The sequence below is a fragment of the Streptomyces sp. MB09-01 genome, from assembly GCF_033794505.1.
GTDB lineage: Bacteria > Actinomycetota > Actinomycetes > Streptomycetales > Streptomycetaceae > Streptomyces.
This window is the reverse complement of sequence record NZ_JARAYQ010000009.1, coordinates 40,436-63,289: the sequence shown is the minus strand read 5'-3', so window position 1 is coordinate 63,289 and position 22,854 is coordinate 40,436. Positions and strand designations below refer to the sequence as shown.

At 73.8% G+C, this 22,854-nt stretch carries 22 protein-coding genes and 2 pseudogenes; 9 read left to right on the top strand and 15 right to left on the bottom strand.

Features of this window, described 5'->3' with window-relative positions; genetic code table 11:
• Positions 1–173 precede the first annotated feature (173 nt).
• The gene (locus PV721_RS03565) at positions 174–1,103 is read left to right on the top strand and encodes a SigB/SigF/SigG family RNA polymerase sigma factor (protein WP_319721296.1); all 930 of its coding nucleotides are present in this window, start codon (positions 174–176) and stop codon (positions 1,101–1,103) included.
• Positions 1,104–1,143: 40 nt separating this feature from the next.
• Here the strand turns inward: PV721_RS03565 and PV721_RS03560 are convergent, their stop codons facing one another.
• The 4 genes from PV721_RS03560 to PV721_RS03545 all read right to left on the bottom strand — a co-directional run bounded on the left by PV721_RS03560 (position 1,144) and on the right by PV721_RS03545 (position 5,218).
• Positions 1,144–2,370: a cytochrome P450 gene (locus PV721_RS03560; protein WP_319721295.1), complete on the bottom strand. Its 1,227-nt coding sequence runs from the start codon at positions 2,368–2,370 to the stop codon at positions 1,144–1,146.
• Positions 2,371–2,493: 123 nt separating this feature from the next.
• Positions 2,494–3,420, bottom strand: a complete 927-nt coding sequence (locus PV721_RS03555) for a 2-dehydropantoate 2-reductase (RefSeq protein ID WP_319721294.1) — start codon at positions 3,418–3,420, stop codon at positions 2,494–2,496.
• Entirely contained in the window at positions 3,417–4,391 is a 975-nt protein-coding gene (locus PV721_RS03550; RefSeq protein WP_319721293.1) for a DMT family transporter, read from the bottom strand. Before PV721_RS03550 ends, PV721_RS03555 begins: the two co-directional genes overlap by 4 nt.
• An 86-nt stretch (positions 4,392–4,477) precedes the next feature.
• Positions 4,478–5,218, bottom strand: a complete 741-nt coding sequence (locus PV721_RS03545) for a helix-turn-helix domain-containing protein (RefSeq protein ID WP_319721292.1) — start codon at positions 5,216–5,218, stop codon at positions 4,478–4,480.
• A 137-nt stretch (positions 5,219–5,355) separates the two neighbouring features.
• On the opposite strand from PV721_RS03545, the gene PV721_RS03540 reads away from it, so the two are divergent.
• Both PV721_RS03540 and PV721_RS03535 read left to right on the top strand, forming a co-directional pair.
• Positions 5,356–6,189, top strand: a complete 834-nt coding sequence (locus PV721_RS03540; protein WP_319721291.1) for a class I SAM-dependent methyltransferase — start codon at positions 5,356–5,358, stop codon at positions 6,187–6,189.
• Positions 6,190–6,302: 113 nt separating this feature from the next.
• Positions 6,303–6,467: pseudogene (locus PV721_RS03535) on the top strand (hypothetical protein); the annotation flags it as partial.
• A gap of 188 nt (positions 6,468–6,655) precedes the next feature.
• Here PV721_RS03535 and PV721_RS03525 read toward each other — a convergent pair.
• On the bottom strand, positions 6,656–7,729 hold the full coding sequence (locus PV721_RS03525) for an alpha/beta hydrolase family protein (RefSeq protein ID WP_416371014.1): 1,074 nt from the start codon (positions 7,727–7,729) through the stop codon (positions 6,656–6,658).
• A gap of 85 nt (positions 7,730–7,814) precedes the next feature.
• Between PV721_RS03525 and PV721_RS03520 the strand changes: the two genes are divergently transcribed.
• Positions 7,815–8,771, top strand: coding sequence for a winged helix-turn-helix domain-containing protein (locus PV721_RS03520; RefSeq protein WP_319721289.1), 957 nt, complete (start codon positions 7,815–7,817; stop codon positions 8,769–8,771).
• A gap of 309 nt (positions 8,772–9,080) precedes the next feature.
• Here the strand turns inward: PV721_RS03520 and PV721_RS03515 are convergent.
• Together PV721_RS03515 and PV721_RS03510 are read right to left on the bottom strand one after the other, a co-directional pair.
• Positions 9,081–9,301 (bottom strand): annotated as a pseudogene (locus tag PV721_RS03515) (hypothetical protein); the annotation flags it as partial.
• Positions 9,302–9,305: 4 nt separating this feature from the next.
• Positions 9,306–10,214, bottom strand: a complete 909-nt coding sequence (locus PV721_RS03510) for a MerR family transcriptional regulator (RefSeq protein WP_319721288.1) — start codon at positions 10,212–10,214, stop codon at positions 9,306–9,308.
• A 509-nt stretch (positions 10,215–10,723) separates the two neighbouring features.
• Between PV721_RS03510 and PV721_RS03505 the strand changes: the two genes are divergently transcribed.
• The gene (locus PV721_RS03505) at positions 10,724–11,269 is read left to right on the top strand and encodes a DM13 domain-containing protein (RefSeq protein WP_319721287.1); all 546 of its coding nucleotides are present in this window, start codon (positions 10,724–10,726) and stop codon (positions 11,267–11,269) included.
• Here the strand turns inward: PV721_RS03505 and PV721_RS03500 are convergent.
• The gene (locus PV721_RS03500) at positions 11,266–11,895 is read right to left on the bottom strand and encodes a sigma-70 family RNA polymerase sigma factor (RefSeq protein WP_319721286.1); all 630 of its coding nucleotides are present in this window, start codon (positions 11,893–11,895) and stop codon (positions 11,266–11,268) included. The two genes, PV721_RS03505 and PV721_RS03500, sit on opposite strands and share 4 nt — an antisense overlap.
• A 78-nt stretch (positions 11,896–11,973) precedes the next feature.
• Between PV721_RS03500 and PV721_RS03495 the strand changes: the two genes are divergently transcribed.
• Positions 11,974–12,873, top strand: a complete 900-nt coding sequence (locus PV721_RS03495; RefSeq protein ID WP_319721285.1) for an alpha/beta hydrolase — start codon at positions 11,974–11,976, stop codon at positions 12,871–12,873.
• Here PV721_RS03495 and PV721_RS03490 read toward each other — a convergent pair.
• From PV721_RS03490 to PV721_RS03460, 7 genes are all read right to left on the bottom strand, one after another.
• Positions 12,819–14,006: a DUF2201 family putative metallopeptidase gene (locus tag PV721_RS03490; RefSeq protein WP_416371016.1), complete on the bottom strand. Its 1,188-nt coding sequence runs from the start codon at positions 14,004–14,006 to the stop codon at positions 12,819–12,821. The genes PV721_RS03495 and PV721_RS03490 overlap by 55 nt on opposite strands.
• 110 nt (positions 14,007–14,116) lie before the next feature.
• Positions 14,117–15,421 carry a MoxR family ATPase gene (locus PV721_RS03485; RefSeq protein ID WP_319721283.1) on the bottom strand — a complete coding sequence of 435 codons (1,305 nt, stop codon included), beginning with the start codon at positions 15,419–15,421 and terminating at the stop codon, positions 14,117–14,119.
• Between the two features lie 60 nt (positions 15,422–15,481).
• A complete protein-coding gene (locus PV721_RS03480) occupies positions 15,482–16,894 on the bottom strand; it encodes a hypothetical protein (RefSeq protein ID WP_319721282.1) in 1,413 nt (470 codons plus the stop codon).
• Positions 16,895–17,012: 118 nt separating this feature from the next.
• A complete protein-coding gene (locus PV721_RS03475) occupies positions 17,013–18,350 on the bottom strand; it encodes an MFS transporter (protein ID WP_319721310.1) in 1,338 nt (445 codons plus the stop codon).
• 136 nt (positions 18,351–18,486) lie between these two features.
• Positions 18,487–18,837: an ArsR/SmtB family transcription factor gene (locus PV721_RS03470; RefSeq protein ID WP_319721281.1), complete on the bottom strand. Its 351-nt coding sequence runs from the start codon at positions 18,835–18,837 to the stop codon at positions 18,487–18,489.
• Between the two features lie 95 nt (positions 18,838–18,932).
• Positions 18,933–19,772: a CbtA family protein gene (locus PV721_RS03465; RefSeq protein ID WP_319721280.1), complete on the bottom strand. Its 840-nt coding sequence runs from the start codon at positions 19,770–19,772 to the stop codon at positions 18,933–18,935.
• Between the two features lie 12 nt (positions 19,773–19,784).
• Entirely contained in the window at positions 19,785–20,012 is a 228-nt protein-coding gene (locus PV721_RS03460) for a CbtB domain-containing protein (protein ID WP_319721279.1), read from the bottom strand.
• A 369-nt stretch (positions 20,013–20,381) separates the two neighbouring features.
• On the opposite strand from PV721_RS03460, the gene PV721_RS03455 reads away from it, so the two are divergent.
• The 3 genes from PV721_RS03455 to PV721_RS03445 all read left to right on the top strand — a co-directional run bounded on the left by PV721_RS03455 (position 20,382) and on the right by PV721_RS03445 (position 22,844).
• Entirely contained in the window at positions 20,382–21,626 is a 1,245-nt protein-coding gene (locus PV721_RS03455; RefSeq protein WP_319721278.1) for an MFS transporter, read from the top strand.
• 151 nt (positions 21,627–21,777) lie between these two features.
• Positions 21,778–22,143, top strand: a complete 366-nt coding sequence (locus PV721_RS03450; RefSeq protein WP_319721277.1) for a VOC family protein — start codon at positions 21,778–21,780, stop codon at positions 22,141–22,143.
• Between the two features lie 65 nt (positions 22,144–22,208).
• Positions 22,209–22,844 carry an alpha-ketoglutarate-dependent dioxygenase AlkB gene (locus tag PV721_RS03445; RefSeq protein ID WP_319721276.1) on the top strand — a complete coding sequence of 212 codons (636 nt, stop codon included), beginning with the start codon at positions 22,209–22,211 and terminating at the stop codon, positions 22,842–22,844.
• Positions 22,845–22,854: the final 10 nt, after the last annotated feature.

The following is a 22,854-nucleotide window of genomic DNA, read 5'->3' as shown; positions in this document are numbered from 1 at the left end:
GCGGACATCTTGGAATGGCGACTCGCGAAAATCAAATCCCGAAATGGTTTTCCGGTGAAACTTGACGTGTGTCCGCGGCCCCGGCAGGGTGCAGGTGAGCGGAACCGGAATTCCGCATGACCTGAGCAATCGCGCAACGCGCCGCAAGCACCTGTGCCCAAGGAGCGACGACGATGACCCCCACGGCCACAGCCGAGGCCACGAGCCCGGCCACGCCCCCGACCACGGCCCCTGCCTGCACCGGCGGGGTCGCATCCGTCCCCGCCCTCAGCGGGCTGCCCTACGTGCCCCGCCCGCGCGAACTGCCGACCGGCGACGCCCGGCAGCTGACCCGGGTGTTCTTCGAACGGCTGCGGAGCCTCGAAGAGGGCACCCGCGCGTACCAGTACGTGCGCAACACGCTGATCGAGATGAACATCTCACTGGTGCACTTCGCCGCCCGCCCCTTCCGCGACCGCCCCGGCGGCCCCGAGAACGAGGACCTCGTGCAGGTCGGCGTCATCGGCCTGATCAAGGCCATCGACCGCTACGACCCCGAACGCAACACGCAGTTCGCCACGCTCGCCATGCCGTACATCACCGGCGAGATCAAGCGCCACTTCCGGGACACCACGTGGTCCGTGCGGGTGCCGCGCCGGCTGCAGGAGCTGCGCGTGGAGCTGGCGAAGGCCACGGAGGCACTGACCTCCGTGTCGGAGCACGCGCCCACCCCGGCGGAACTCGCCGCGCACCTGGGCCTGACCGAGGACGAGGTCCGCCAGGGCCTGGTCGCCGCCAACGGCTACTCCACCCAGTCCCTCGACGCGCCCCAGCAGCCCACCGCGGGCAGCGCGCAGGCGCCCGCGGCCGGACTCGCCGCGCGCAGCCTCGCCGAGACCCTGGGCGGGACCGACCCCGCCCTGGAGGCGGTCGAGGACCGGCACGCCCTGGCGCCCCTGCTCGCCGACCTGGACGAACGCTCCACCCGCATCCTGCAGTTGCGCTTCGGCCAGGAGCTGACGCAGGCGGAGATCGGCGCGGAGCTCGGCCTCTCGCAGATGCAGGTCTCCCGGCTGCTCTCCCGCACGCTGGGCGCCCTGCGTGCGGAGCTGCTGCACGACTGAGTCCCCGTCAGGGCGCCGTGGCGACGCCCGTGGCGCCCGCTCACCAGGTGACGTACAGGTCCTGCGGCGAGCGGTGGATCAGCGTGGGCCGCATCCGCGGACGCGGACGGTCCTCGTCGAGCCGCAGCTCCGGCAGGCGGCGCGTGAACAGTTCGAGCGTGAGGCACAGTTGCTCGCGCGCCAGCTGGGAACCGGGGCAGCCGTGCGGCCCGTGCCCGAAGGCGAGGTGCTGCCGGTTCCCGGGCCGGGTGATGTCGAACGCGTCGGCCCGCTCGTACCGCTCCTCGTCGCGGTTGGCCGCACCGAACGCCACCAGCACGGTGGCCCCCGCCGGCAGCTTCGTCCCGGCGAGGGTCACCGGCCCGGTGGTCGTCCGCCGGAAGGCCTGGATGGCGGTGTCGTGGCGGGCGGCCTCCTCCACCGCCGCCGGGACGAGAGACGGATCGGCGCGGAGCATCCGCCACTGCCGCCGGTCACCGAGCAGGTGCAGCAGAGTGGTGCCGATCAGGGCGCTGGTGGTGAGGAATCCGGCGATCAGCAGGTTCTGCAGGCTCGTCACCAGTTCGTGGCGCTGTTCGAGGGTGAGCTCGGCGTCGCCGGGGGCGAGGGCGGCCACCATGGCCGAGCACATGTCGTCCCGGGGCCGGGCGCGCCGGTCGCGGACGTACCCGTCCAGCAGGTGCTGGAGCGCCACCACGTCCTCGGCGGCAGCCACCTGCTCCTCCGGCGACAGCGGCCGGAACAGCAATTCCTCGGCCCGGTAGCCGCCGTGCACGGCCGCGGGCACGTCCGCCGGCTCCAGCCCGATCAGCCGCCCGACCACCATGCCGGGCAGCCGCCGCGCGTACGCCTCCACCAGCTCCGCCGACCCGTCCGCCGCGAAGCCGTCCACCAGCTCCTGCGCACAGGCGCGCGCGTACGGCACCAGCGCCGCCACCCGGCCGGGGGACAGCCCCCGGTTCAGCGGGGCGCGGTGGCGGCGGTGGGCCGCCCCGTCCGAGGAGACGACGGTCGGCCGGGGGCCGAACCCCCGGGGCAGGACGCCGAGCGCCGCCTCCGACAGGGCGACGTCCGGCAGCAGGGAGTTGGCCGAGGAGAACTCCTCCGCGCGCAGCAGCACCTCCCGCACGTCCCGGTCGCGCGCCACCAGCCACGCGTCGAACTCGGGCACGTACGTCAGCCCCTCGGCCCGGCGGGCGCGGTCGTAGAGCGGGTACGGGTCGCGGTACAGCTCGTCACGCCGAACCTGGTCGTCGTACGACGTCACGGGGACCTCCGGATCACGGTCGGGCCGGGCGGAGGCCACCGCCGCGGGCGGCCCCCGGTGCGCCGGGTCATCCTGCCCGAACCCCGCACTCGCCGGTAGGGCGCTCTTCCCCCTTCAGGAGCGTCAGCGTCCCGCGGCGAGGCGGTGCTCGTGGACCCGCAGGTGGAGGGTGGCGAGGTCCAGCAGCGGAGTGGCCACCCCCAACGCGCGGGCGCGGACGGTGAGGTCGGTCAGGACGTGGTCCGCCTCCGTGGGCGCTCCGGCCACGAGGTCGCGGTAGAGGGAGGGGGTGAGGGAGGAGCCGGCGGCCGTGACGGTCGCGGTGGTGAAGGCGAGTTCGGCCTCCGGCACCGGATGGCCGGCGGCCCCGGCCACCGCCGCGGCTTCGGCGAGCAGCGACCGTCCCAGGGCCGACCCGCCGGGGACGGCGTTGACCTCCCCGACCGTGCCGCGCATCAGGCAGGTCAGGGCCACCAGGGTGGAGATGAAGACCCACTTGTGCCACATGGCCGCGAGGATGTCCCCCGTCTCCGGTGAGTCGATGCCCGCCTCGGCCAGGACGGCCCGGAGGGTGTCCACGCGCGCCGAGGGACGGGCGTCGACCTCACCGGTCAGGATGACCGCGGGCGGAGCCATGCGGAGGATGTCGCCCTCCCCGCTCAGGGTGGTGACCACCTTCGCGACCCCGCCGAGCACGGCTGCGGCCCCGAGGCGCGCGACGAGGGCGTCGAGGTGGGAGACCCCGTTGAGGAGGGGGACGACGGCGGTGTCCGGGCCGACGGCGGGCTCGACGTCCGCCAGGGCCGCGTGCAGGGCGGTCGCCTTCACGGAGAGCAGGACCACGTCGTACGGGCCGCCCGGGGCGCCGGCCGTCACCAGCTTCGGTGTGAGGCGGAGCTTCTCCCCCTGGCCTTCGACGCGCAGTCCGCGCGCCGCGAGGGCCTTCGCGCGGGCCGGCCGGACCAGGAAGGAGACGTCCTGGCCCGCCGCGGCGAGCCGGGCGCCGAAGAAGCCGCCGACGGCGCCCGCGCCGACCGTGAGGATCCTCATGCGGGGTTCCTTTCGTGGGATCCGGTCAGCTCCGGACCGGCTGCGGGAAGTGGGCCGTCCCGGCCGGGAGTGCGCGGGGCGCGCGGTGCGTACCGGGACACCGCGACCCCGGCGAGGCAGAGCAGGCCGCCGAGCAGGGTGAGCCATGCGGGTACCTCGCCCAGCAGGGCCCAGCTCAGCAGGACGACGATGGCCGGGACGGCGTAGGTCGTCGCGCCCAGCTTGCCGGCGGGCATGCTCGCCAGGGCGTAGCTCCAGGTGGTGAAGGCCAGGGCGGTGGGCACCACGCCCAGATAGACCATGTTCAGGGTGGCCGACAGCGGCGCGTTCGGCAGTTCCGCGGCCAGTTGCCCCGCGAAGGGCAGGCAGACCACGGTTCCCGTCAGGCAGCTGAAGGCGGTGATCTGCAGGGGTGTTCCGTAGGAGAGCGCGGGCTTCTGCGCGACGACACCGGTCGCGTAGGCCACCGCCGCGAGCAGACAGAGCACGACGCCGAGCACCGAGGTGGAGCCGCCCTCTCCGGAGGACATGGACAGGCCCACGACCACCGCTCCGGCGAAGGAGACGCCCATGCCCGCCAGCAGCCGCGGCGGCAGCGCCTCGCCGAGGAGGCGGGCCGCGAGGAGGGCCATGAGGATGGGCCCGGTGTTCACGAGCAGGGAGGCGGTCCCCGCGTCGACCAGACGCTCACCCCAGTTCAGCGCGACCGTGTAGCCGCCGAACCACACCAGGCCGGACAGCAGGATCCCGCGCCAGGCCTCGCGGGGCGGCAGCCCCTGGCGGCGGACCAGGAGCAGGACGCCGAGCACGAGCGAGGCGGCGAGCAGCCTGCCGAGGGCCAGGGCCCCGGGGGAGTAGGCGGCGCCCGCGCTGCGGATGGAGACGAAGGCGGAGGCCCAGGCGAACACCGTGAAGGAGACGGCGCCGATCGTGAGCACGTGGGGAGGGATGCGACCCGTGCGGAACGTCATGCGTTCACCCTACGGCCGCAACATTTCGGTGTCGACCGAAATATTGACTCCGAATCTTGCTGCGGGCGGGCGACGGCCCGCTGGGCTCAGGTCCACGCCTGCGGCGTGATTCCCAGCAGGTCGCCGAAGGCCTGTTCCCCGGCCCGGGTCACGTCCAGGGCCCGCCCGCCGCCGGGCGGGCGTACCACCCATTCCTCGCGCAACGCGTGCGCGCACAGCCGCGACCCGGCGACGCCGCCCAGGTGGCGGCGCCGCTCGGTCCAGTCCAGGCAGGAACTCGCCAGCGGCCTGCGCCCCTCGTGGGCGAGGGCGATGCCGGCCGCGGCGCACCAGGCCCGGCCGTCGTCCGTCAGCTCGAAGACGCCCTCCGTGCGCAGCAGTCCGCGCCGCTCCATCGCGTCGGTCACCGCCATGCCGAACCGTCCGGCGAAGTGGTCGTAGCAGGTCCGGGCGCGCGCCAGCGGGTCCGGTGCCGCGACCACGGGGACCGCGTGCGCCGCGTCCCGGTCGGGAATCGCGTACGAGGCGAGCTCGTCGACGAGGCGGGCGGTCGCGGCGTCCGCGATGCGCACGTAGCTGTGGCGGCCCTGTCGTTCGGTCACGCAGATGCCGGCGTCGAGCAGCCGGGACAGGTGGCCGCTCACGGTGGACGGCGCCACCGCGGTGCTCCGGGCCAGCTCGCCCGCGGTCCAGGCGCGCCCCTCCAGCAGCGTCATGCAGATGGCGGCCCGGGTTTCGTCGGCCAGGGCCGCGGCGAAGGCGGCGAGGCGGGCCGCGGGCGCCGGCTGGTCCGCCGGCGCCGGCGGACCAGCATGCGAGGTGTTCATGCATCCAGAATGCCCCATGATTTCGGCAAATGGCGAACGGTCTGCCCGCGCTCGCGTCCCCTGTCGTGACGGTGGTTCCCGGGCCACACTGATGACCTCGGGGCACGGAGCCCCGAACCGAGGAGGGTGGTGGGGAGTTGTCGGGTGAGTCTGCGGGGCAGCCCGCTCCGGTCGTGCGCCCCGAGGTGTGGGAGACGTACGGGCCGGCCGATCTCAGCGCCGTGCCGGTGTTCGCCGGCGGGTTCATCAACTTCGGCTTCTGGCAGGCCGTCGACCTCGAACGGCCGCTGTCGCAGCGCGACCGGATCCGGAGCGAGCAGGACCTCTACCGCTACGTGCTCGACGCCGCCGCCCCGGAGGGCGGTCGGGCCGTGGAGATCGGCTGTGGCCTCGGCCTCGGGTGCACCCTCGCCCTCGAGGAGTACGGGCCCGAGGTGATGACGGGGGTGGACATCCATCCCCAGCAGCTCCGGCGGGCCCGCGAGGCGAACTCCGCGCACCTCGAAGCGCAGCCGCACCGGCTGCGCTTCGTGCTCGGCGCGGCGGAGAGCCTGCCGCTGGGCGACGCGGAGTTCGACTCCCTGTTCAGCGTCGAGGCGGCGCAGCACTTCCCGGACCTGTCCGCGTTCGCCCGGGAGGCGGCGCGGGTCCTGCGCCCCGGCGGGCGGGTGGCGGTCGCCAGCTTCTTCACCGTCGACGGCACACCCTCGCACGCGGAGCGGCTCGCGGGGCTCCTCGACTCGTTCGCCAGCGGCCTGGACATCGCCCGGCCCGTCTCCCGGCTCACCGACGCCCTCGGCGAGGCCGGCTTCGCCGATGTCCGGGTCGCCTCGATCGGCCCGCAGGTCTGGCCCGGCTGGGACCGCTGGCTCGCCCGCCTCTGGAAGCCGGGCACCTGGCCCCGGAACTTCCTGGCCGCCTGGGAGCAGCAGATCCTGGACTACTACCTGGTGACGGCCACCCGCCCGTAGTCCTCGCGCGGCCCGGCCGCGGCCGGGCCGCGCGAGGACGCCGAGTACCGGACGAGACGGGGGGCGGCGTAAATCGCTCGTCGTCCCCTTCCGGCCGTCCGTAGCCTCCGCCCGTGACCGAGAACGAGTGGAACGACGCGCCAGTGGCGACCGAACGACGGCACGGCGGAAGTCCACCTGATGATGGATCCGCAGTACCGGGCCGGAGCCACGGCTCCGACGCCCTGGACGCACTGACCGATCTCGCTTTCGGCGAACTGCCCGTGCAGCGCATCCAGGCCGTCACCCACACCGGCAACACGGCCGCGCTCACCGTCCTCGCCAAGGCGGGTTTCGTACAGGAGGTCGGCGACGGCCGTGCGGATGGCGCCGCGGCTGACGCCGTGGTCGCGGGCGAGAGCGGCGATGGAGCGAACCGATGCCCTGTGGGCTGGAGCAGGCCGCCCGCCGCCGCCTCGCAGTTCCGTTACGAGAGATGGCGGGCGAAGAAGGTCCCCACCCGGCGCCGTACCTCAGCGAGTGTCCCCGCAGGGTCGCCGGTGCCGACGAGCGCGGTCCGCGTCGTCGCTGTCACGAGACCGGAAGTCTGGAGTCGAGGGACGAGCGAGCCGTAGTCGGTGAACGCCCAGTGGTTCGCGTCGGGGAGCAGCCTGCGGCGGCCGGGAAGGCCCGCCCAGGACGACTCGATACGGGCGGCGCCGTCGAATCCGTCGGTGCGGAACAGCAGCAGCGGCCGGTCGAAGCCGGCCGGCATCGGGTACAGGTCGAGGTAGCCCTCCAGGTTCACCACCGCGCCGACCCGGCGGTCGTCACGGGCCGCGTACACCGCCGCCGTGCCGCCTGCGGAGTGCCCGTACATCCCGATCCGGCAGGAGTCCACGACCGGTGCGAGCGGCAGGTCGCCGAGCCGGTCCAGGACCAGGCGGAGGTCCGCGATCCGGGTGTCCACCATCGTGCGGAAGGTCGCCGGGTCCGGGGGTCCGATCAGGACGGTCGTCCGCATTCCGGTGGGCAGCTCCACCTGAGAAGCGTCACCGGGGTGGTCGACGAGGACGACCACTCGGCCGTTACTCGCCAGGTCCTCGGCGAGGGTTGTGCCGAGCGTGCGGGAGTCACCGCCGCCGGGTGAGTACACCAGCACCGGCCGCTGCCCAGGCAGCGGCGGCGCGTCCACGTACCCGTGGGTGAGGACCGCGCCCCAGTCCACCACTCCCGGCTCCGGCAGCCCCGGATGAACGTGCGGCGCGTACTTTGCGAACTCCCTGGCCTCGGCCGGGGTGAGCTGCGGGGCCCGGGAGAAGCCGCGTACCGATCGGGCCGGGTACAGGACGGTCAGCATCAACTCCCGCACGCCGCCCACCCATGGGTCGGTCCGGGACGGGTCCGTCAGATGGACCGTCTGCATGCCTACGGGGTACGGGCCGGCGGGCGCGGGCAGCCGGAGGATCGAGCCGCCACCGGAGGCGGACGCAGCCGTGGGCAGCAGGGCGGCGGCACTCCCGAATAGGGTGCCTTTCAAAAGAATGCGTCGAGAAGTCATACGAACATCCTTGGGGCGGGGGCCATCACGGTGCGAAGGTTCAGGCCCTGGCCAAAAGGCTGGCCCAGGACGAGGAGCTGTGAGGGTGCTGCGAATCCACTTCACCGCGCAGGACTTCGCCCGGATCCGCTTCGCACCCCGCCCGGCGCCGCTCCAAGAGCTGCACGCCGCCCTGACGACAGCCGTGGCCCAGCGTGGCGGGCCGCGGTTCGCGAGGTGGCGCGGACGCGTCCTGCGCTCCCTCCCGGCCGCAACCAACCCGCTCGCCGAACTGGTTCCGGCGGGCCGCCCTCCTTCCTTCCTCGACGTCCTCGGCGACACCATGGCCGACGGCTTCGAACAGATCCGCGCCACCAGCCCCGGTCTCGTCCGCTCCGAGCTGGAGCGGGTCTACGGGACGATGCCCGCGCCTCGCTGGATCCGCGGCCTGCACGCGGGCGACGGGACGGCCTGGCGCACCCTGCACCGCGCCCAGCGGGCTGCGTACGAGACGGTCCTCGCCCCGGTCTGGTCCGTCGTACAGGATCTGCACCGTGAGGAGTTCACCCGCTACGCCCTGACGGTCGCCGAGTACGGCGTGGCCGCCACCTTGACCGGCCTGGCCCCGGGCAGCCGGCTCCACGAGGGTGTGTGGGAATGGCCCGGCGCAGCGCCGGACCGCGACGTCTGCCTCAACGGGCGTGGCCTGGTTCTGCTGCCCACCTTCCACCACCCGGCGGGCCCACTTCTCCACGACACCCCGGGCCGTCCCGCAGTCCTGACGTACCCGGCCGGTCCCGGGCTCCCGCCCACTGCGGGGCGCCCGGTCGTCCCCGCCGAGACCCTGGCCGCCGTCCTGGGCCGCACCCGGCTGGACGCCCTGCGCCTCCTCGCCGAGCCTCACACCACGACATCCCTGGCCCGCGCCCTCCACGTCAGCAACGCGACGGCCTCGTCCCACGCGGCGGCGCTCAGATCGGCAGGCATGGCGACGACGACCCGCACAGGCCGCTCGGTCACCCACCAGCGCACGGCCCTCGGCACGCTGGTTGCGGGCGCCTGACCGCCGTTGCCACCGGCACGATCCGGACCCTAGCCAGCCCCGGCGCAGGCCCGGAGGCATTTCACCGAACCCCAGCGGCGACGTGGATCACTGTGCTAGCCGACCATGATCGCTCTCACCGATAACCGCTGTACCGGTGTTCCCCGAGGCCGGGGAGCCCCGCGGGTTCAGGGAAACAGGAGGTCCTTCAGCGCGAACCCACGGGTCCATCGGTGTGCGTCAGGCCGATGCATCCGTGGGTTCGGGTGCAACACGAGGATGCTGAGCGATCCGAAGGGTCTCGACGGTGACGTCGGCCTGGATGACCTCTCACGACCGCCTGCCGAACTGCCAGTTGTGCACCCAGGGTCGGCGTACCGGTCCGGGGTCGGGATGGCGCGTGCCGTGTCCGGGTCCGGCCTCCGGACCAACGCCGCAGTCCCCAGCCGGGTGGCGCCGTTGTCGGACAGCCGCGGCCCGTAGGCGATCAGCTCGTCCCGGTCGAGCGGCCCCGCAAGGTCGGCGGCCTGCCCCGTGCCGAGGTCGAGCACCGGGTCAGGTCTGATCCGCGGCGCGCAGGGCCCGCGCCAGCCATTCCAGCTCCTCGGTTGCGTCGGGCGACGAATTCTGCCCGCGCACACGGGCGACGAGCCTGCGGTAGTGCTCCGCTCCTGCCTCGATCCCGGCCTCCAGGCTGCGCAGCACGGCGGCCCGATCGGCGCCACCGAACAGCTCAGACAGCACCTCGGCCGCTGCCGGCCCCTCGGGAGCGACCCCGCCCTTTCTGACCTCCGCGACGGTCTGCACGATCTGCCTGGCCCACCAGATGGACGCCCCGGGGGGACGGCTCTGCCCCGGTACGGGCGTGTTGAGCTCCATCCATGTGCGCAACCGGGCGCGGAACCCGGGGTCCCGAACCAATTCCGCCAATTCGATCCAGGCGTCGACCTGCTCAGGTGTGGGATCGTCGGGCAATTCGATGCTGAAGGCGCGCATGCGGTCGCGCAGGCGCGGGTCGTCGAGGCCGCCGAACACCTCCTCCTTGAACTCGTCGATGATCTGCTTGCGCTCGGCGGCGGAAAGCCGCGCCAACCGGTTCATCAGTGCTGTCTCCTCAACGGTCGAACCCCGTTTCGCCACGGTGGACAGGACGGCCCGGCTCACCTTGAGGGAGCGGATCTGCGCGTCGAGCGCGGCCACATGCGCGTCAGCGACCCCGGCGACCGTGGTGCGGCCGCTCAGGACACGGCACACGTCGTCGAGCCCGAGGCCCAGCTCCCGCAGGGTGCGGACCAGCTCGACGCGGGCCACGGACTCGGCGTCGTACAACCGGTAGCCGCCCGCGGAACGGCCCACAGGCGGTACCGCCCCCTCGTCCGACCAGAAGCGCAGGGTACGTACCGGGAGTCCCGTGCGATGCGCGAGCCGGCCAATGGTGAGCACGTCGGGGCGTTCGTCGTCCATGAGTAAGATCCTGAACCCTCCGGCGGCTGGAGACTCAAGCGCCTCAGTGCGACATCCCGTGAGTTCTCCAGAACTCTGCCGAGTTTTCTCACCACCGCCAGCGTCGACAGCATGCGCCTCCCCGCCTTCGACCAGACTGCAGACTGATCAGATCGGACGAGAAAGCTTCAGGAATCCCGAAGTCACGTCACTGACCGGCCGATCACGCGAACGAGAGAGAAGCCCCAGGCCAGGGGCTCAGGCTTCCGGCAAGAACCACGGGAACCCACGGGATGTCGCACAGGTGCGGCGCTCGGCCTGTCTGCACCGGGGCGCCGCCTCGACGTCGCCGTCCTCTCCCTGCTCCGTGCGGAGTGGGAGGCGCAGGCACGCTCGAGGTCCTGGGACCTCTGACGCCGCCGCACGCCCGGCGGGGGCGTGGTTTGATGACCGGGCCGGGCGGGCGCATCCCCCGGCGCGCCGTCACCACAACGGGCGGCGCCGCACAGCGGCATGACGGAGGACCGGGCGTGGTACTTGAGCGTGGGCGGCGGCGCAGGCCCCTGCTGATCGGCGGCGCGGTGGTCGCGGCGGCCGGGCTGGCCTTCGGCCTGTACTGGTTCGAGCCCTGGAAGCTGTGGGTGGAGGACACGGTGAACGAGGCCGTCCCCACCGTCTCGGCCGCCCCGAAGGCCAACGCGTCGGCGAGCCCGCCCGCCGCACCGCGGACGGTGGCCCAGGGCACCCTGATCAGCCACGAGCACGCCACCACCGGCACCGTCACACTCCTCCGCCTCGCCGACGGCTCGCACGTCCTCCGCCTGGAGGACCTGGACACGAGCAACGGACCCGACCTCAAAGTCTGGCTGACCGATGCCCCGGTCGTCGAGGGCGTCGCCGGCTGGCGCGTCTTCGACGACGGCGAGCACGTCAGCCTCGGTGCTCTCAAGGGGAACAAGGGCGACCAGAACTATGCCGTTCCGGCCGACGTGAACCCGGCCGACTACAGCAGCCTCGCCATCTGGTGCGACCGCTTCGACGTCTCCTTCGGCGCCGCCGCCCTCAAGCCCGTCTAGACGGCGTTCGCGCCGGCGCCGAGGTGGTCGCGCTGGATCCGGTGGGCGAGGGCGCGCCGCACCGAGGCCGACGCGGTGCTCGTGCCGGTGGCAGGGGCTGCGGCCTGCGGCGGGACGTCGAGGCCGCGGCTGATCCGGTCGTACGCCGTCCGGTAGCCGGCGGGCAGCCCGTCCCGGTGCAGCATCAGGTCCTCTTCGACCAGGCGCCGCAGCTCGTCGACGGTCCGGGGCGTGAAGCGCTTCCTTCCCCGGGCGACGGCGTCGACGTAACGGGAGCAGCGGGCGGTGTCGCCGAGGGTCTCGGAGATCTCCTCGGCGAGGCCCCACAGACGGCCTTCGAGCCAGGGCGCGTCGTGCTGGTCCAGCGAGAGCGCCATCGGCGTCGGCGGCTCGCCCGTCCGGTGCTTCGCCGCCTGCTTGGACACGGCGGGCTGGCTCATGTCGGCGAGCCGGGCGATCCGGTCCTGGGTCCAGCCCAGCCCGGATAGCACCTGGATCATTTCGGTGCGCAGCTTCCGCATCTCCTCTCCGGCGCGGATGACCTCGTTCATGCCGGCGAACATCCGCTCGGCCTGTTCCTCGGTCAATGCCCCGGGGCCGCGGTGCGTGTCCTCTTCCCCTGTCATGACCCGGTTATACACCCCGGCCCCACCCTCGCCATAACCAGGTTGTACAACCTGGTTATGGCTGGCAGGATCCGCGGCATGCCCACCTTCTCAGCGCCCGACGGAACCCGGCTCGCCTACCGCGTGACCGGGGACGGCGAGCCGCTCGTCTGCCTGCCCGGGGGTCCCTCGGACTCCCGCTACCTCGGCGACCTCGGCGGCCTGTCCGCGCGCCGCCGGCTCATCGTCCTGGACCTTCGCGGCACCGGCCGGTCCGCGGTTCCCGAAGACACCGCCTCCTACCGCTGCGACCGCCTGGTCGGCGACGTCGAAGCCCTGCGCGAACACCTCGGGCTGCCCCGGATCGACCTGCTGGCCCACTCGGGCGGCGCGAACCTCGCGGCGCAGTACGCGGCGACGTACCCGGACAAGATCCGCAGGCTCGCCCTGATCGGCCCCGGCGTCCGGGCCGTCGGCATCGCCGTCACCGGCGAGACGCGACGCGAACTCGCGCTGCTCAGGAGGAACGAGCCGTGGTTCCCCGCGGCCTTCGCCGCCCTGGAGGCGATCACCGGGGGCACCGGCAGCGACTGGGACGCCGTCGCACCCTTCTTCTGCGGCCGGTGGGACGCTGCGGCGCAGCAGCACCACGCGGCCGGTCGGCCGGCCAACGGCGAGGCCGTCGCCCTCTTCGCGGCCGAGGGCGCCTTCGACCCGGAGAACACCCGTGCGGCGCTCGCCGCTCTCGAGGCACCCGTACTGCTCCTCGTCGGGGAGTTCGACCTGAACAGCCCTCCCCGGACGGTGACCCGGTTCGCGGAGCTGTTCCCCGACGCCACGCTCGCCGTACAGCCCGGAGCGGGCCACTACCCGTGGCTCGACGACGCCGACCGCTTCGTGGCGACCGCCACGGCGTTCCTGGACCGACGGGCACCGGCCCGCGCTCACGCGTCGATGGTCACCACGCGGGCCCACCCGGGCGGAGAGTCCGGCACGTAGTCGGGATCCTCCTCGTCCCACTGGGCCGGGCGCCCACGGGGGAAGAGCCCCACCACCGTCCGGCACGGCGGCCGGGTGTCCGGCCAGGGGGTCTGGCCGTCGGTCAGGACCACGATCACGTCCGGCCGCGGCCCCGTCCGGAGCGCCTTGGCGAACCCCTCACGCAGGTTCGTACCCCCACCGCCCAGCAGCGGGATGCCCTCGCCCCGGCACAGCGGGTGCACGATCCGGGCCGCCGCGTCGCACGGCACCACGGTGACCAGGTCGCGCCGGCCGCCCACGGCGCGGGAGATCGCGGCGACCTCCAGGAGCGCACTGCCCAGTTCGGCATCGCTGACCGACGCGGAGGTGTCGATGACCACCGTGACCCGGGGCGGCCTGCGCCGCAGGCTCGGCAGAACGGCCCCGGGCACCCCGGCCGAACGCCGGGACGGACGGCCGTAGCTGTAGTCCTCGCCCGCACCCGAGCCGGAGATCGCCGACCGGATGGCCGCCCCCAGCAGGTCGCGCCACGGCTGCGGCGGATGGAACGCCTCGTCCGCCCACCGCTGCCACCCCTTCGGGGCGCTTCCCGGACGGCCGTTGATGCCCTGGGCCACCCGGAACCGGACCGCGTCCCGTTCCTGCGTGCTGAGCCCGTGAGCGCCGTCCGGGCCCAGGTCCCACTCCCGGTCCAGGCCGTCGGCGCCACTGCCGCAGTCCAGCCAGGCCAGACCCTGCGTATGCGCCGAGAGCCGGAACTGGCGCAGGTAGTCCTCCATCAGCTGACCGGCGGGCAGCCCCAGGGCCTCCGGCGTCACGGCGTCCCCGGGCCCGACCAGACCGTCTCCGAAGGCGTCGTCGTTGATTTCGCAGTCCGCGGCGATGTTCATCCGCAGCCGCTCTCCCGGGCCGGTCAGCCCGTGCGCCCGCGCGTAGCGGTCACCGCGCCCGTGATGGTCGCGCAGGAGGTGCGACACCTCGTGCACCCAGACCCCGGCGAGCTCCTCCACCGGCGTCCGGTCCACGAAGGAGGGCGAGACGTAGCACCGCCAGTGCCGGTCGACGGCCATCGTCGGCACCCGCCGTGACTCCACGGTGTGCAGGGCGAAGAGGGCCGTCGCCAGGTACGGCCGGACCCGGGCGGCCTGCAGTCGGGCGGCGAAGAGCTTCTCGAAGTCGAGGGCGAGGCCGAGGCAGAGGTGCTGTCTCCCCGGTGTCGCCGGTGTCGCCGGTGTCGCCGGTGCCCCCGGTGCGTCCGGGCTCACCGGCCGGCCTGGACGGGGACCGCGGTCCGCGCCGCGGCCCGGTCCGCCGCCCGGTCCGCCCGCCGGGACAGGGACACCACTCCGGCGAGCCGCTCGATCGATGCCGGAACGTCCCAGTCCTCCTGGCGCAGCGTGGCGAGCGTGGTCGCGGGCACGACCAGCAGGTCCGGGGCTCCGGTCTCCAGCGCCCGGACCAGCAGCGCCCACGCGGCGTCCCAGCGGGACTTCTCCGGACGCTTGCGGACGGCCGCCACCACCGCGTCGAGCACGGCCTGGCGCAGATCTCCCCGCTCGGGCAGGACGGCACCCGCCGGGTCGGCGAGCAGATCCTCGGGGTCGGGGAGGTCCATCCGGTCCATGCCCGCCAGCAACTCCAGCGCGGGACCGTCCCCCACGGTGCCCCGGACCAGCAGGGAGAGCACCTCCCTGGAGGAGCCGGCGGCGGTCGCGAAGGCGATCAGACTCAGTGTCATGTCCCAGCTGCGCGGGGACGGCCAGGGACCGCCCCGCCGCGTCTCGCTGTTGGGCAGCCGGTGCACGAGCGCGGGGCGGGCGGAGAGGAACCCGCACACCGCGCGGCGGGCGTGGTCCACGGCCGCCGGCAGGGCCTGCGCGTCGAGGCGCGGCAGGCTCGCGCGGGGCCACGTCCCGCCGAGCCCGCGCACCACGACCTCGTGGTCGTGGGTCCACTGGAGATGGACGAACCGGTTGGCCAGGGGCGGGCTCAGCTCCCAGCCGTCGGCAGCCGAGGACCGCGGGTTGGCGGCCGCCACGATCCGTACCCCGGGCGGCAGTTGCAGGGCGCCGATCCGCCGTTCGAGTACGAGGCGCAGCAGGGCGGCCTGGACGGCCGGCGGGGCGGTGGACAGCTCGTCGAGGAACAGCAGCCCCCGGCCGGCCCGTACGAGCCGGACGGCCCAGTCCGGCGGGGCCATCGGGACGCCCTGTTCCGCGGGGTCGTCGCCCAGGACGGGCAGCCCGGAGAAGTCGGACGGTTCGTGGACGCTGGCGATGACGGTCGTCAGCGGAAGGTCCAGCGACTCCGCGAGCTGGGTCAGGGCCGCCGTCTTCCCGATCCCCGGCTCGCCCCACAGGAGTACGGGCAGGTCGGCGGCCACGGCCAGGGTCAGCGCCTCCAGTTGTGCGTCGGGGCGCGGTTCGGTGGTGGTGTCGCGGAGCAGCGACAGCAGTGCGCCGGCGACGTCGAGCTGGGAGGCACCGGCCGGGTCGGCGGGGGAAGGGTTCGGAGAGGAAGGGGTGCCGGCGACGTCGGTGGCAGCGAACGGAAGGGTTGCGGGCATGGTCGATCACCTTGTGGTTTCGTGAGGGCGGAGCGGGCGCGGGGGAGGGAAGTCCCCCGGTCAGCGCAGGGCTTGGCGCGGGTGCGAGCGGTACCGCCGGGGGCGGCGGGCCCCCCGGTCGATGCGGCCGGGTCCGGGTCCGGCCAGGCCGGCCCGGAACAGCCCGTAGGTGATCCGCCGCAGGGCGGCCGCCTCCAGGGCGTCCCGCAGGGCGCCGGCGCGCAGCAGTGCGCCGGGGCCCAGCAGACCCTCGACGACGGCCAGCGCACCGGCGGTGTCGCCGTGGTCCAGGCGTTCGCGCACGCCGGTCAGACAGTCCGGATGGCGGTGCGCCGCGTCGATGACCTGCAGGCAGGGGAGCGGAGTGCCGGTGAGCGCCACCAGCAGTTCCTCCCGGCGGATCTCTGCCGGATCGTGGTCCAGCGGGGCCAGCACGCCGTCGACCAGGCCGATCCGGTGCAGGGCTCCCCGGCATTCGACGAGGCGCGGTTGCCCCGCCGGGTCCGGGATCCGGGGCGGCCCGGCCGGCGCGTGGCCCGGTACGAGTGCGGCGGCGACCAGGGGGTGCAGCCGGTCGGCATCGAGCGCACCGGCGCGGAGCAGGTCCAGGTCGGGCAGCACCCGGACCGCCGCGTCGGGCAGGACCGGCAGGGCGGAGACGCCGCCGTCGGCGGGCGGTGCCCCGACCCGCAGGGCAAGGGGCCCGTCTTCCGTGTCCCCGTCCCCGTCCGCGACCAGGTCCAGGACCAGCCGCCGCCGGGCGCCGAACCGTACGGTGACGGCCCCGGGGGGCCGTCCCTCGGCGCGGAGCAGGATCTGTGCCTCCTCGGTCCACCGGTCCACGGCGCAGTGGTGCCCCGGTGGGAGCATCGCCCTTAGATCCGGGTCCTCAAGGCACCCGTGGGCGGTCGGCCGTTCGGCCCCGGACCGGGCCCTCAGCTCGTCGGACCTGCGCGCGTCCCACGAGTGGCGGTGCAGGTCGAGGCGGAACCGCCGTTCGGGACGGGCGCGGGGGCGCGGATCACCGCAGGCGCCCGATCCGTCCCACAGTGCGAGGCTGATCCGCTGACCGGCGTCCGCCCAGGCCGGGGCGGTCCGGGCGACGAGGTGGACCGGACGTGCCCTCGACCGCGGCCCGTCCCCCTCCGCGACCTCGTACCGGGCCAGGGAGAGGGTCAGGTCCGGGCGCAGCAGCCCGTCGGGAGCGATGCGCGGCATGTGCCAGCGCAGCAGGTCGGGCGCCAGATGGCGGAGATCGGCCCGGATCCGGGCCGTGAGGTCGTGGCCGTAGGAGCGTGCCACGGAACGCAGATGGAGATCGACGTCGACGCCTGCGGCGGCGCAGGCCCCGGCCCAGTCCCCGACGGAACGGCGGGCGGTCGCGGTCTCGATCATGGACGGCGGCACGGCGTACTCGCGTACGCGCAGCCAGAAGGAAAGGCGGGAATCCCCGTACGCGGTCTGAGTGGGCATCAGCACTCACCTTGCGCGGACGGGACCCCCGATCTGTGAGCGGTATGAGTGGTCATCGCGGTGATCGTAACCCCCTCGGCGGCGACCGACCAGCGATTTTCGGTGGCCCCCGGATCCGTCAGGGCCAGCGGTGGTGGTGCCGGTCGATGACGTAGTGGTGGTCGTGCCGCCAGCCGCCGCCGGAGGGGCGGGCGTCGGCGAGGTGGGGGTGGCCGGGAGGCAGGTCGGGGTGGACGTGTTCCAGCCGGTACGGGTCACGGGCGGGCCAGATCACGGCAGCGGCCGTCGTGGAACCGAGGGCGACGGCCGCCAGGACCAGGGCGGTCGGCGGCAGGCCCGCCCCCGCGCCGAGCCACCCGGCCAGCGGATAGGTGAGCAGCCAGCAGCCGTGGGAGAGGGAGAACCGGGCGGCGAAGGCGGCGGGCAGGTCCGCGTCGGCGGTGGAGCGGCGGATCAGGCGGCCCCCGGGAGTCAGGACGGCGGAGCAGGCGGCGCCGAGCGCTGCCCAGAGCACGAGGAGCGCGGGCCAGGACCAGGAGCCCGGGCTGGTGGAGGTGACGGCCGCCGCGGCGGCCAGGAGCGCCGGGAGGGCGAAGGCGGCGCGGAGCATCACCGTGCGGTCGGCGGCGTGCTGCAGGAGCCGGGGCAGGACCAGTGCGGCCAGCACGGATCCGGCGCCGTACGCGCCGAGCGCGAGCGAGACGGCGCCGGCCGCGCGGCCGAAGTGGCCGCGGACCAGGGCGACGGTGCCGACGAAGACGAGGGCGCCGGCGGCGGCGACGGCGAGGTCGAGGGCGAGCAGGGCGCGCAGTCGGGGAGTCGCCAGGAAGAGACGGATACCGAAGGCGGCCCGGGCGCGGAGGCCGTCGGCCGGTTCGGCGGGGGCGGGCCGGGGCAGCACGGTGGCGACGACGAGCGCGGCGGAGGCGAGGAAGCCGAGGGCCGTGCCGGCGAACAGCCAGTCGTAGGAGACCAGCGTCAGCAGGGCCGTGGCCAGGACCGGGCTGAAGAGGCTCTCCAGGTCGTAGGCGAGCCGGGTCATCGACAGGGCCCGGGTGTAGTCGCGTTCGGCGGGAAGGACCTCGGGAACGGTGGCCTGGAACGTCGGCGTGAAGGCGGCCGACGCCGCCTGCAGCAGGAAGATCAGGACGTGGATCTGCCAGACCTCGGTGACGAACGGAAGGGCCGAGGCGACGCCGGCGCGGGTGAGGTCCATCGCCGCCATGAGGCTGCGGCGGGGGATCCGGCCGGCGACCGCGCCGATCAGCGGGGCGATGCCGACGTAGGCGATCATCTTGATCGCGAGCGCGGTGCCGAGGACCGCCGAGGCGTCGGCGCCCGCCAGGTCGTAGGCGAGCAGGCTCAGCGCGACGGTGGCGAGACCGGTTCCGACCAGGGCGACGACCTGGGCGGTGAAGAGGCGGCGGTAGGTGCCGTTGCGCAGTACGGACAGCACGGGCGGCCCCGTCCGGTCGGCGGATCGATGACTCCACGTCAGCGTAGCCAACATGTGCGCACCTGTGCACGTGTTGGACGTGCGGACGGGTGGACGTACGGACGGACGGATTGCGGCGGTCCGGCCGGTCGCCGGCTCAGTCGTGCGGGGGCAGGGAACCGAGCTGGTGGTCGGCGGCGTTCAGGGCCTCGTCCACCAGCCGCCGCAGATGCCCGTGGCGTACGGCGTAGACGACCCGGCGGCCGTCCTTGCGGGTGGTCACCAGCCCGGCGAGGCGGAGCTTGGCGAGGTGCTGGCTGACCGAGGGCCTGGCCGCCCCGCACGCCTCGGTGAGGGTGGTGACATCGGCCTCGCCGCGGGCGAGCCGCTCCATCAGCGCCAGGCGGGTGCGGTCCGCGAGCAGGGCCAGAACGGACGCGGCGACCTCCAGCCGGTCACCCCGCTCCTGCGAAACCTGTGCACCTGCCAGATCCGTGCCTGCGCTCATGCGCACATCGTAGGGCGGTCACGGTGCAAAGCCACGGGCCCCGTCACCCCCGGCCGGGGGTGACGGGGCCCGTGGTGCAGGCAGGGCGGGTGGGATCAGCCGAGGGCGGGCGCCGTCTGCTGGGCCGTGGCCTCCGTGCCGTCCGCGCGCGAGGCCAGGAGCCGCTGGGCCAGGACGCCGAAGACGATGGCGAACACCGCCCACAACACCAACTGGACGGCCAGCGAGGCGACCCGGAACTCCCAGAGCAGGGCGGCCGGGAAACCGGGCTGGACCGCGTCGCTGTTGTCCGGCAGGAACACGAACGCCAGGGCGGCGGCGACGACGAAGGCGCCGCTCGCGGCCAGCGTCGCGTTCCAGTTGCCCAGACGCGGTGCCAGCCGTCGCCCGAGGATGATCGCGCCGATGCCGAGCAGCACGCTCAGCAGGATCATCAGGAAGAACAGCGTGGTGCGCTGTCCGATGGTGTCCGGATTGCCCACCGCCGGCGGAGTGGCCGGGTACTTGAGGAACGGCACCAGGTAGACGGTGGCGAACGCACCGGCCGCGGTGAGCGCCGCCGTGGCCCGCGGGCTGAACCCGCCGATGCGGCCGAGGGCGAACGAGAACGCGAGCGAGGCGATGCCGCCCAGCGCGACCCCGTAGACCAGGAGGCCCGTGGCCAGACCGAAGGTGGACTGCACCGGCCGGCTGACCAGTTCCTCCTCTTCGGCGGCTTCGGCGGCTTCGGCCGGTGCGGCGTCGCCGCCGCCGTGCCCGGCGTGAGCGCTCGGGGCGCCCGCCGCGTCCTGGGCGGCCTGGGCCTCCTCCACGGCGATGGAGCCCCGTACCGGGGGCTCACCCACCACGTAGGCGACGGCGAAGGCGAACAGGCCGGCGATCAGGCCCGCGAGCATGCCGCGGACCAACAGACCTCTGACAGTGGAGGCGTGCATGTGCGTGGCCTCTCAGTGGCAGGGGAAGCCGAGCAGGTGACGACCGTCGTGGACCCACTCGTGCACGCCCTCGCCGGCGAACACGGCAGTGGCGCCCTGCTCGGCGCCGACGAAGTACAGGGCGACGAGCGCCAGGAGACCGATGAAGAGCGCCCAGGGCAGGACCGCGCGCACGGGCAGCGGGGCCGACAGGGAGCCTGCGGGGGTGGATACGGCAGCGGAAGCGACAGCCTCGGCCATGATGGAACCTCCTCGGGGAACAACGCGTCCCATACGGTGGTGCAGGACGACGGTCCTCGGGTCTGACTCGCCACGGCGCCCCCCGGAGGGGATGTCACCGCAGCACACAGTGGCGCGACCATGCCGGATTCACACCGGGCTTCCGTCTCGCCGTCGTCGCTATGTGCAAATGTCGCGGTGACGCTACCGTGCGGCGGGCCTGCGGCCAAGTGCGTGAGTTTCTGATCACATGCGGCTGCGGCGGAGATGCCGCCCCGGACCTGGGCAGATGGCCGGAAGCGTCCAAGGAGTGGTACGGAAAAGACTGCTAGAATCCCGGTGTTGGCCTTCGGCGTGCGTGCCCCGTGCACGTGTCCGGAGGCTTTTTTCATGCCTTCTTCCCTTCCTCCCTCTCCCTCCTCTCCTCCCTCTCCTTCCTCCAAGCCGTCCTCCAGGCCTTCCCGGCACACCACCGGCTACCGCGACCTGCTCCGCAACCGGGAGTTCACCGGCCTCTACGCCGGCTTCACCCTGACCGTCGCCGCGAGCACCCTGTCGGGCTTCGCCCTCGGCACCCTCGTCGCCCAGCAGACCCGTTCCCCCTTCCTGACGGCCGTGAGCATGTACGGCGCCACGTTCGCGACGGTGCTCGGCGCGCTGACGCTGATGTCGGTCGCGGACGGGAGCCGGCCGCGCCGGACCGTCGTCGCGCTCCAGTTCGCCTCGCTGGTCGGTGTCTGCGCCCAGGCCGTTCCGGGGCTGCCGCTGGCCGCCCGGTTCGGGCTGCTGCTGGTGCTGGGCTTCTTCCAGTCCCTCGGGACCGGCACCCGGCTGGGGCTGCTCGCCGAGATCGTGCCGAACTCCGCCTACGCGCCCGCGCGTTCGCTCATGAACATCACCTCGGGCGGCACGGCGATCCTCGGCTACGCCGCCGGCGCCGTACTGCTGTCGCACCTGAGCCCGTACGGGGTCTTCCTCGTGGCCGCCGCCCTGGCCGCCCTCGGACTCGCCGTGGTGGCGGCCACCGTCCGGGAGCGCTCGATCCGGCTCACCCGTCGCCCCGGACTGCGCCGGACCTGGACGACGAACGCCGAGCTGTTCTCCCACCCGGGCCGGCGGGCACTGCTGCTGAACCTGTGGGTCCCCAACGGTCTGATCGTCGGCTGCGAGGCCCTGTTCATCTCCTACGACCCCGGCCACGCCGGCACCCTCCTGGCCGCCGGATCGGCCGGCATGCTCCTCGGGGACCTGGCCGTCGGCAGGCTGCTGAGCGCCGAGCGGCGCCGCCGCCACGCCTTCGCCCTGCGGCTGCTGCTCGCCGTCCCCTTCCTGCTGTTCGCGTTCCACCCGCCCCTCCCGGTGGTGGCGGCCGCGGTGTTCCTCGCCAGTGCCGGATTCGCTGCGACCATGCCCCTCCAGGAGCAGCTCCTGGACCTGACCCCCGACCGGGTCCGCGGCCAGGTCCAGGGGGTCGAGTCGGCCGGCCGGATGACCTGGCAGGGCCTCGGCGCCGCCCTCGCCGGCGGCCTGGCCCAGTACCTCGCCCCCGGCGCGGCGATCGCGCTCGTCGCCGCCGTCTCCGTCGCCGTCACCGTCCTCTCCCGGCCGTGCGTCGTCCGCGCGGGTGGCAGTTGAGCGGGCGCGCCGAAGCCCCGGCCCGCCGCTGCCGGTACGGGCGGGTGCGGCGGGGCGGGGCGGGACCTACGGTGGGAGGACGGTCCGGGCGCGGCTCGCATGCGACGTGTGCTGCGTGCTGCGTGACGGAATCGGGTGACGGGAGTCGGCGATGGCCGGTGAGCTTTCCTTCTTCGAGCTGGGCGCGGGCGACAGCGAGCAGGCCCGTGTCTTCTTCGGCGGACTCTTCGGCTGGACCTTCGAGCCGGGTCCGACCGGCGGCGGCGGGTTCGCGATCCGGACGCCCAACGTCCCCGGCGGACTGCACGGCAACGACCCCGGCGCCGGCCCGTACCTCTTCTTCGCGGTCGACGACATGGAGACGGCGCTGGAAAGGGTCCGCGCGCTCGGCGGCTCCGCCGACGGCACCGACCTGGGGAGCGGCGACGGGTCGGTCGCCCGGTTCGGCCGCTTCCAGCTCTGCCGCGACGACCAGGGCACGCCGTTCGGCCTGCACCAGCCCCCGTCGGGCCGATGAGGACGAGGCCGTCGCCAAGGCCTGAATTCGCGCATGTGTTCGGTTTATGGGGTTAGGCTGGGGTCATGCACGCAGTCCAGGGCCTTCAGGGTTCCCTCTTCGACCAGGGTGACGAGATCCGGCTCGGCCCCCTGGGCGGCATGCGGCGCACCGGGCTCGGCGCCGGGGCCTGGGTCGACCACCTGCCCGGCTGGCTGAGCGGCGCCGACGCGCTCTTCGAGCGGCTGGCCGCCGACGTGCCCTGGCACGCCGAGCGGCGGCAGATGTACGAGCGCGAGGTGGAGGTGCCCAGGCTGCTCGCCTTCTACGGGGAGGGCGAGGCCCTGCCGCACCCCTCGCTCACCGAGGCACGCGAGGAGCTGACCCGCCACTACGCCGCCGAGCTCGGCGAACCCTTCGCCACCGCCGGCCTGTGCCTCTACCGCGACGGCCGGGACAGCGTCGCCTGGCACGGGGACCGGACCGGCCGCTCCTCGACCGAGGACACCATGGTCGCCATCGTCTCCGTCGGCGACCCGCGCGACCTCGCCTTCCGCCCCCGCAACGGCGGAGCCACCCTGCTGCGACTGCCCCTCGGTCACGGCGACCTCGTCGTCATGGGCGGCTCCTGCCAGCGCACCATGGAGCACGCGGTGCCCAAGTCGGTGCGGGCGGTCGGGCCCCGCATCAGCGTGCAGTTCCGGACCCGGGGCGTGCGTTGAGCGCCGGCTC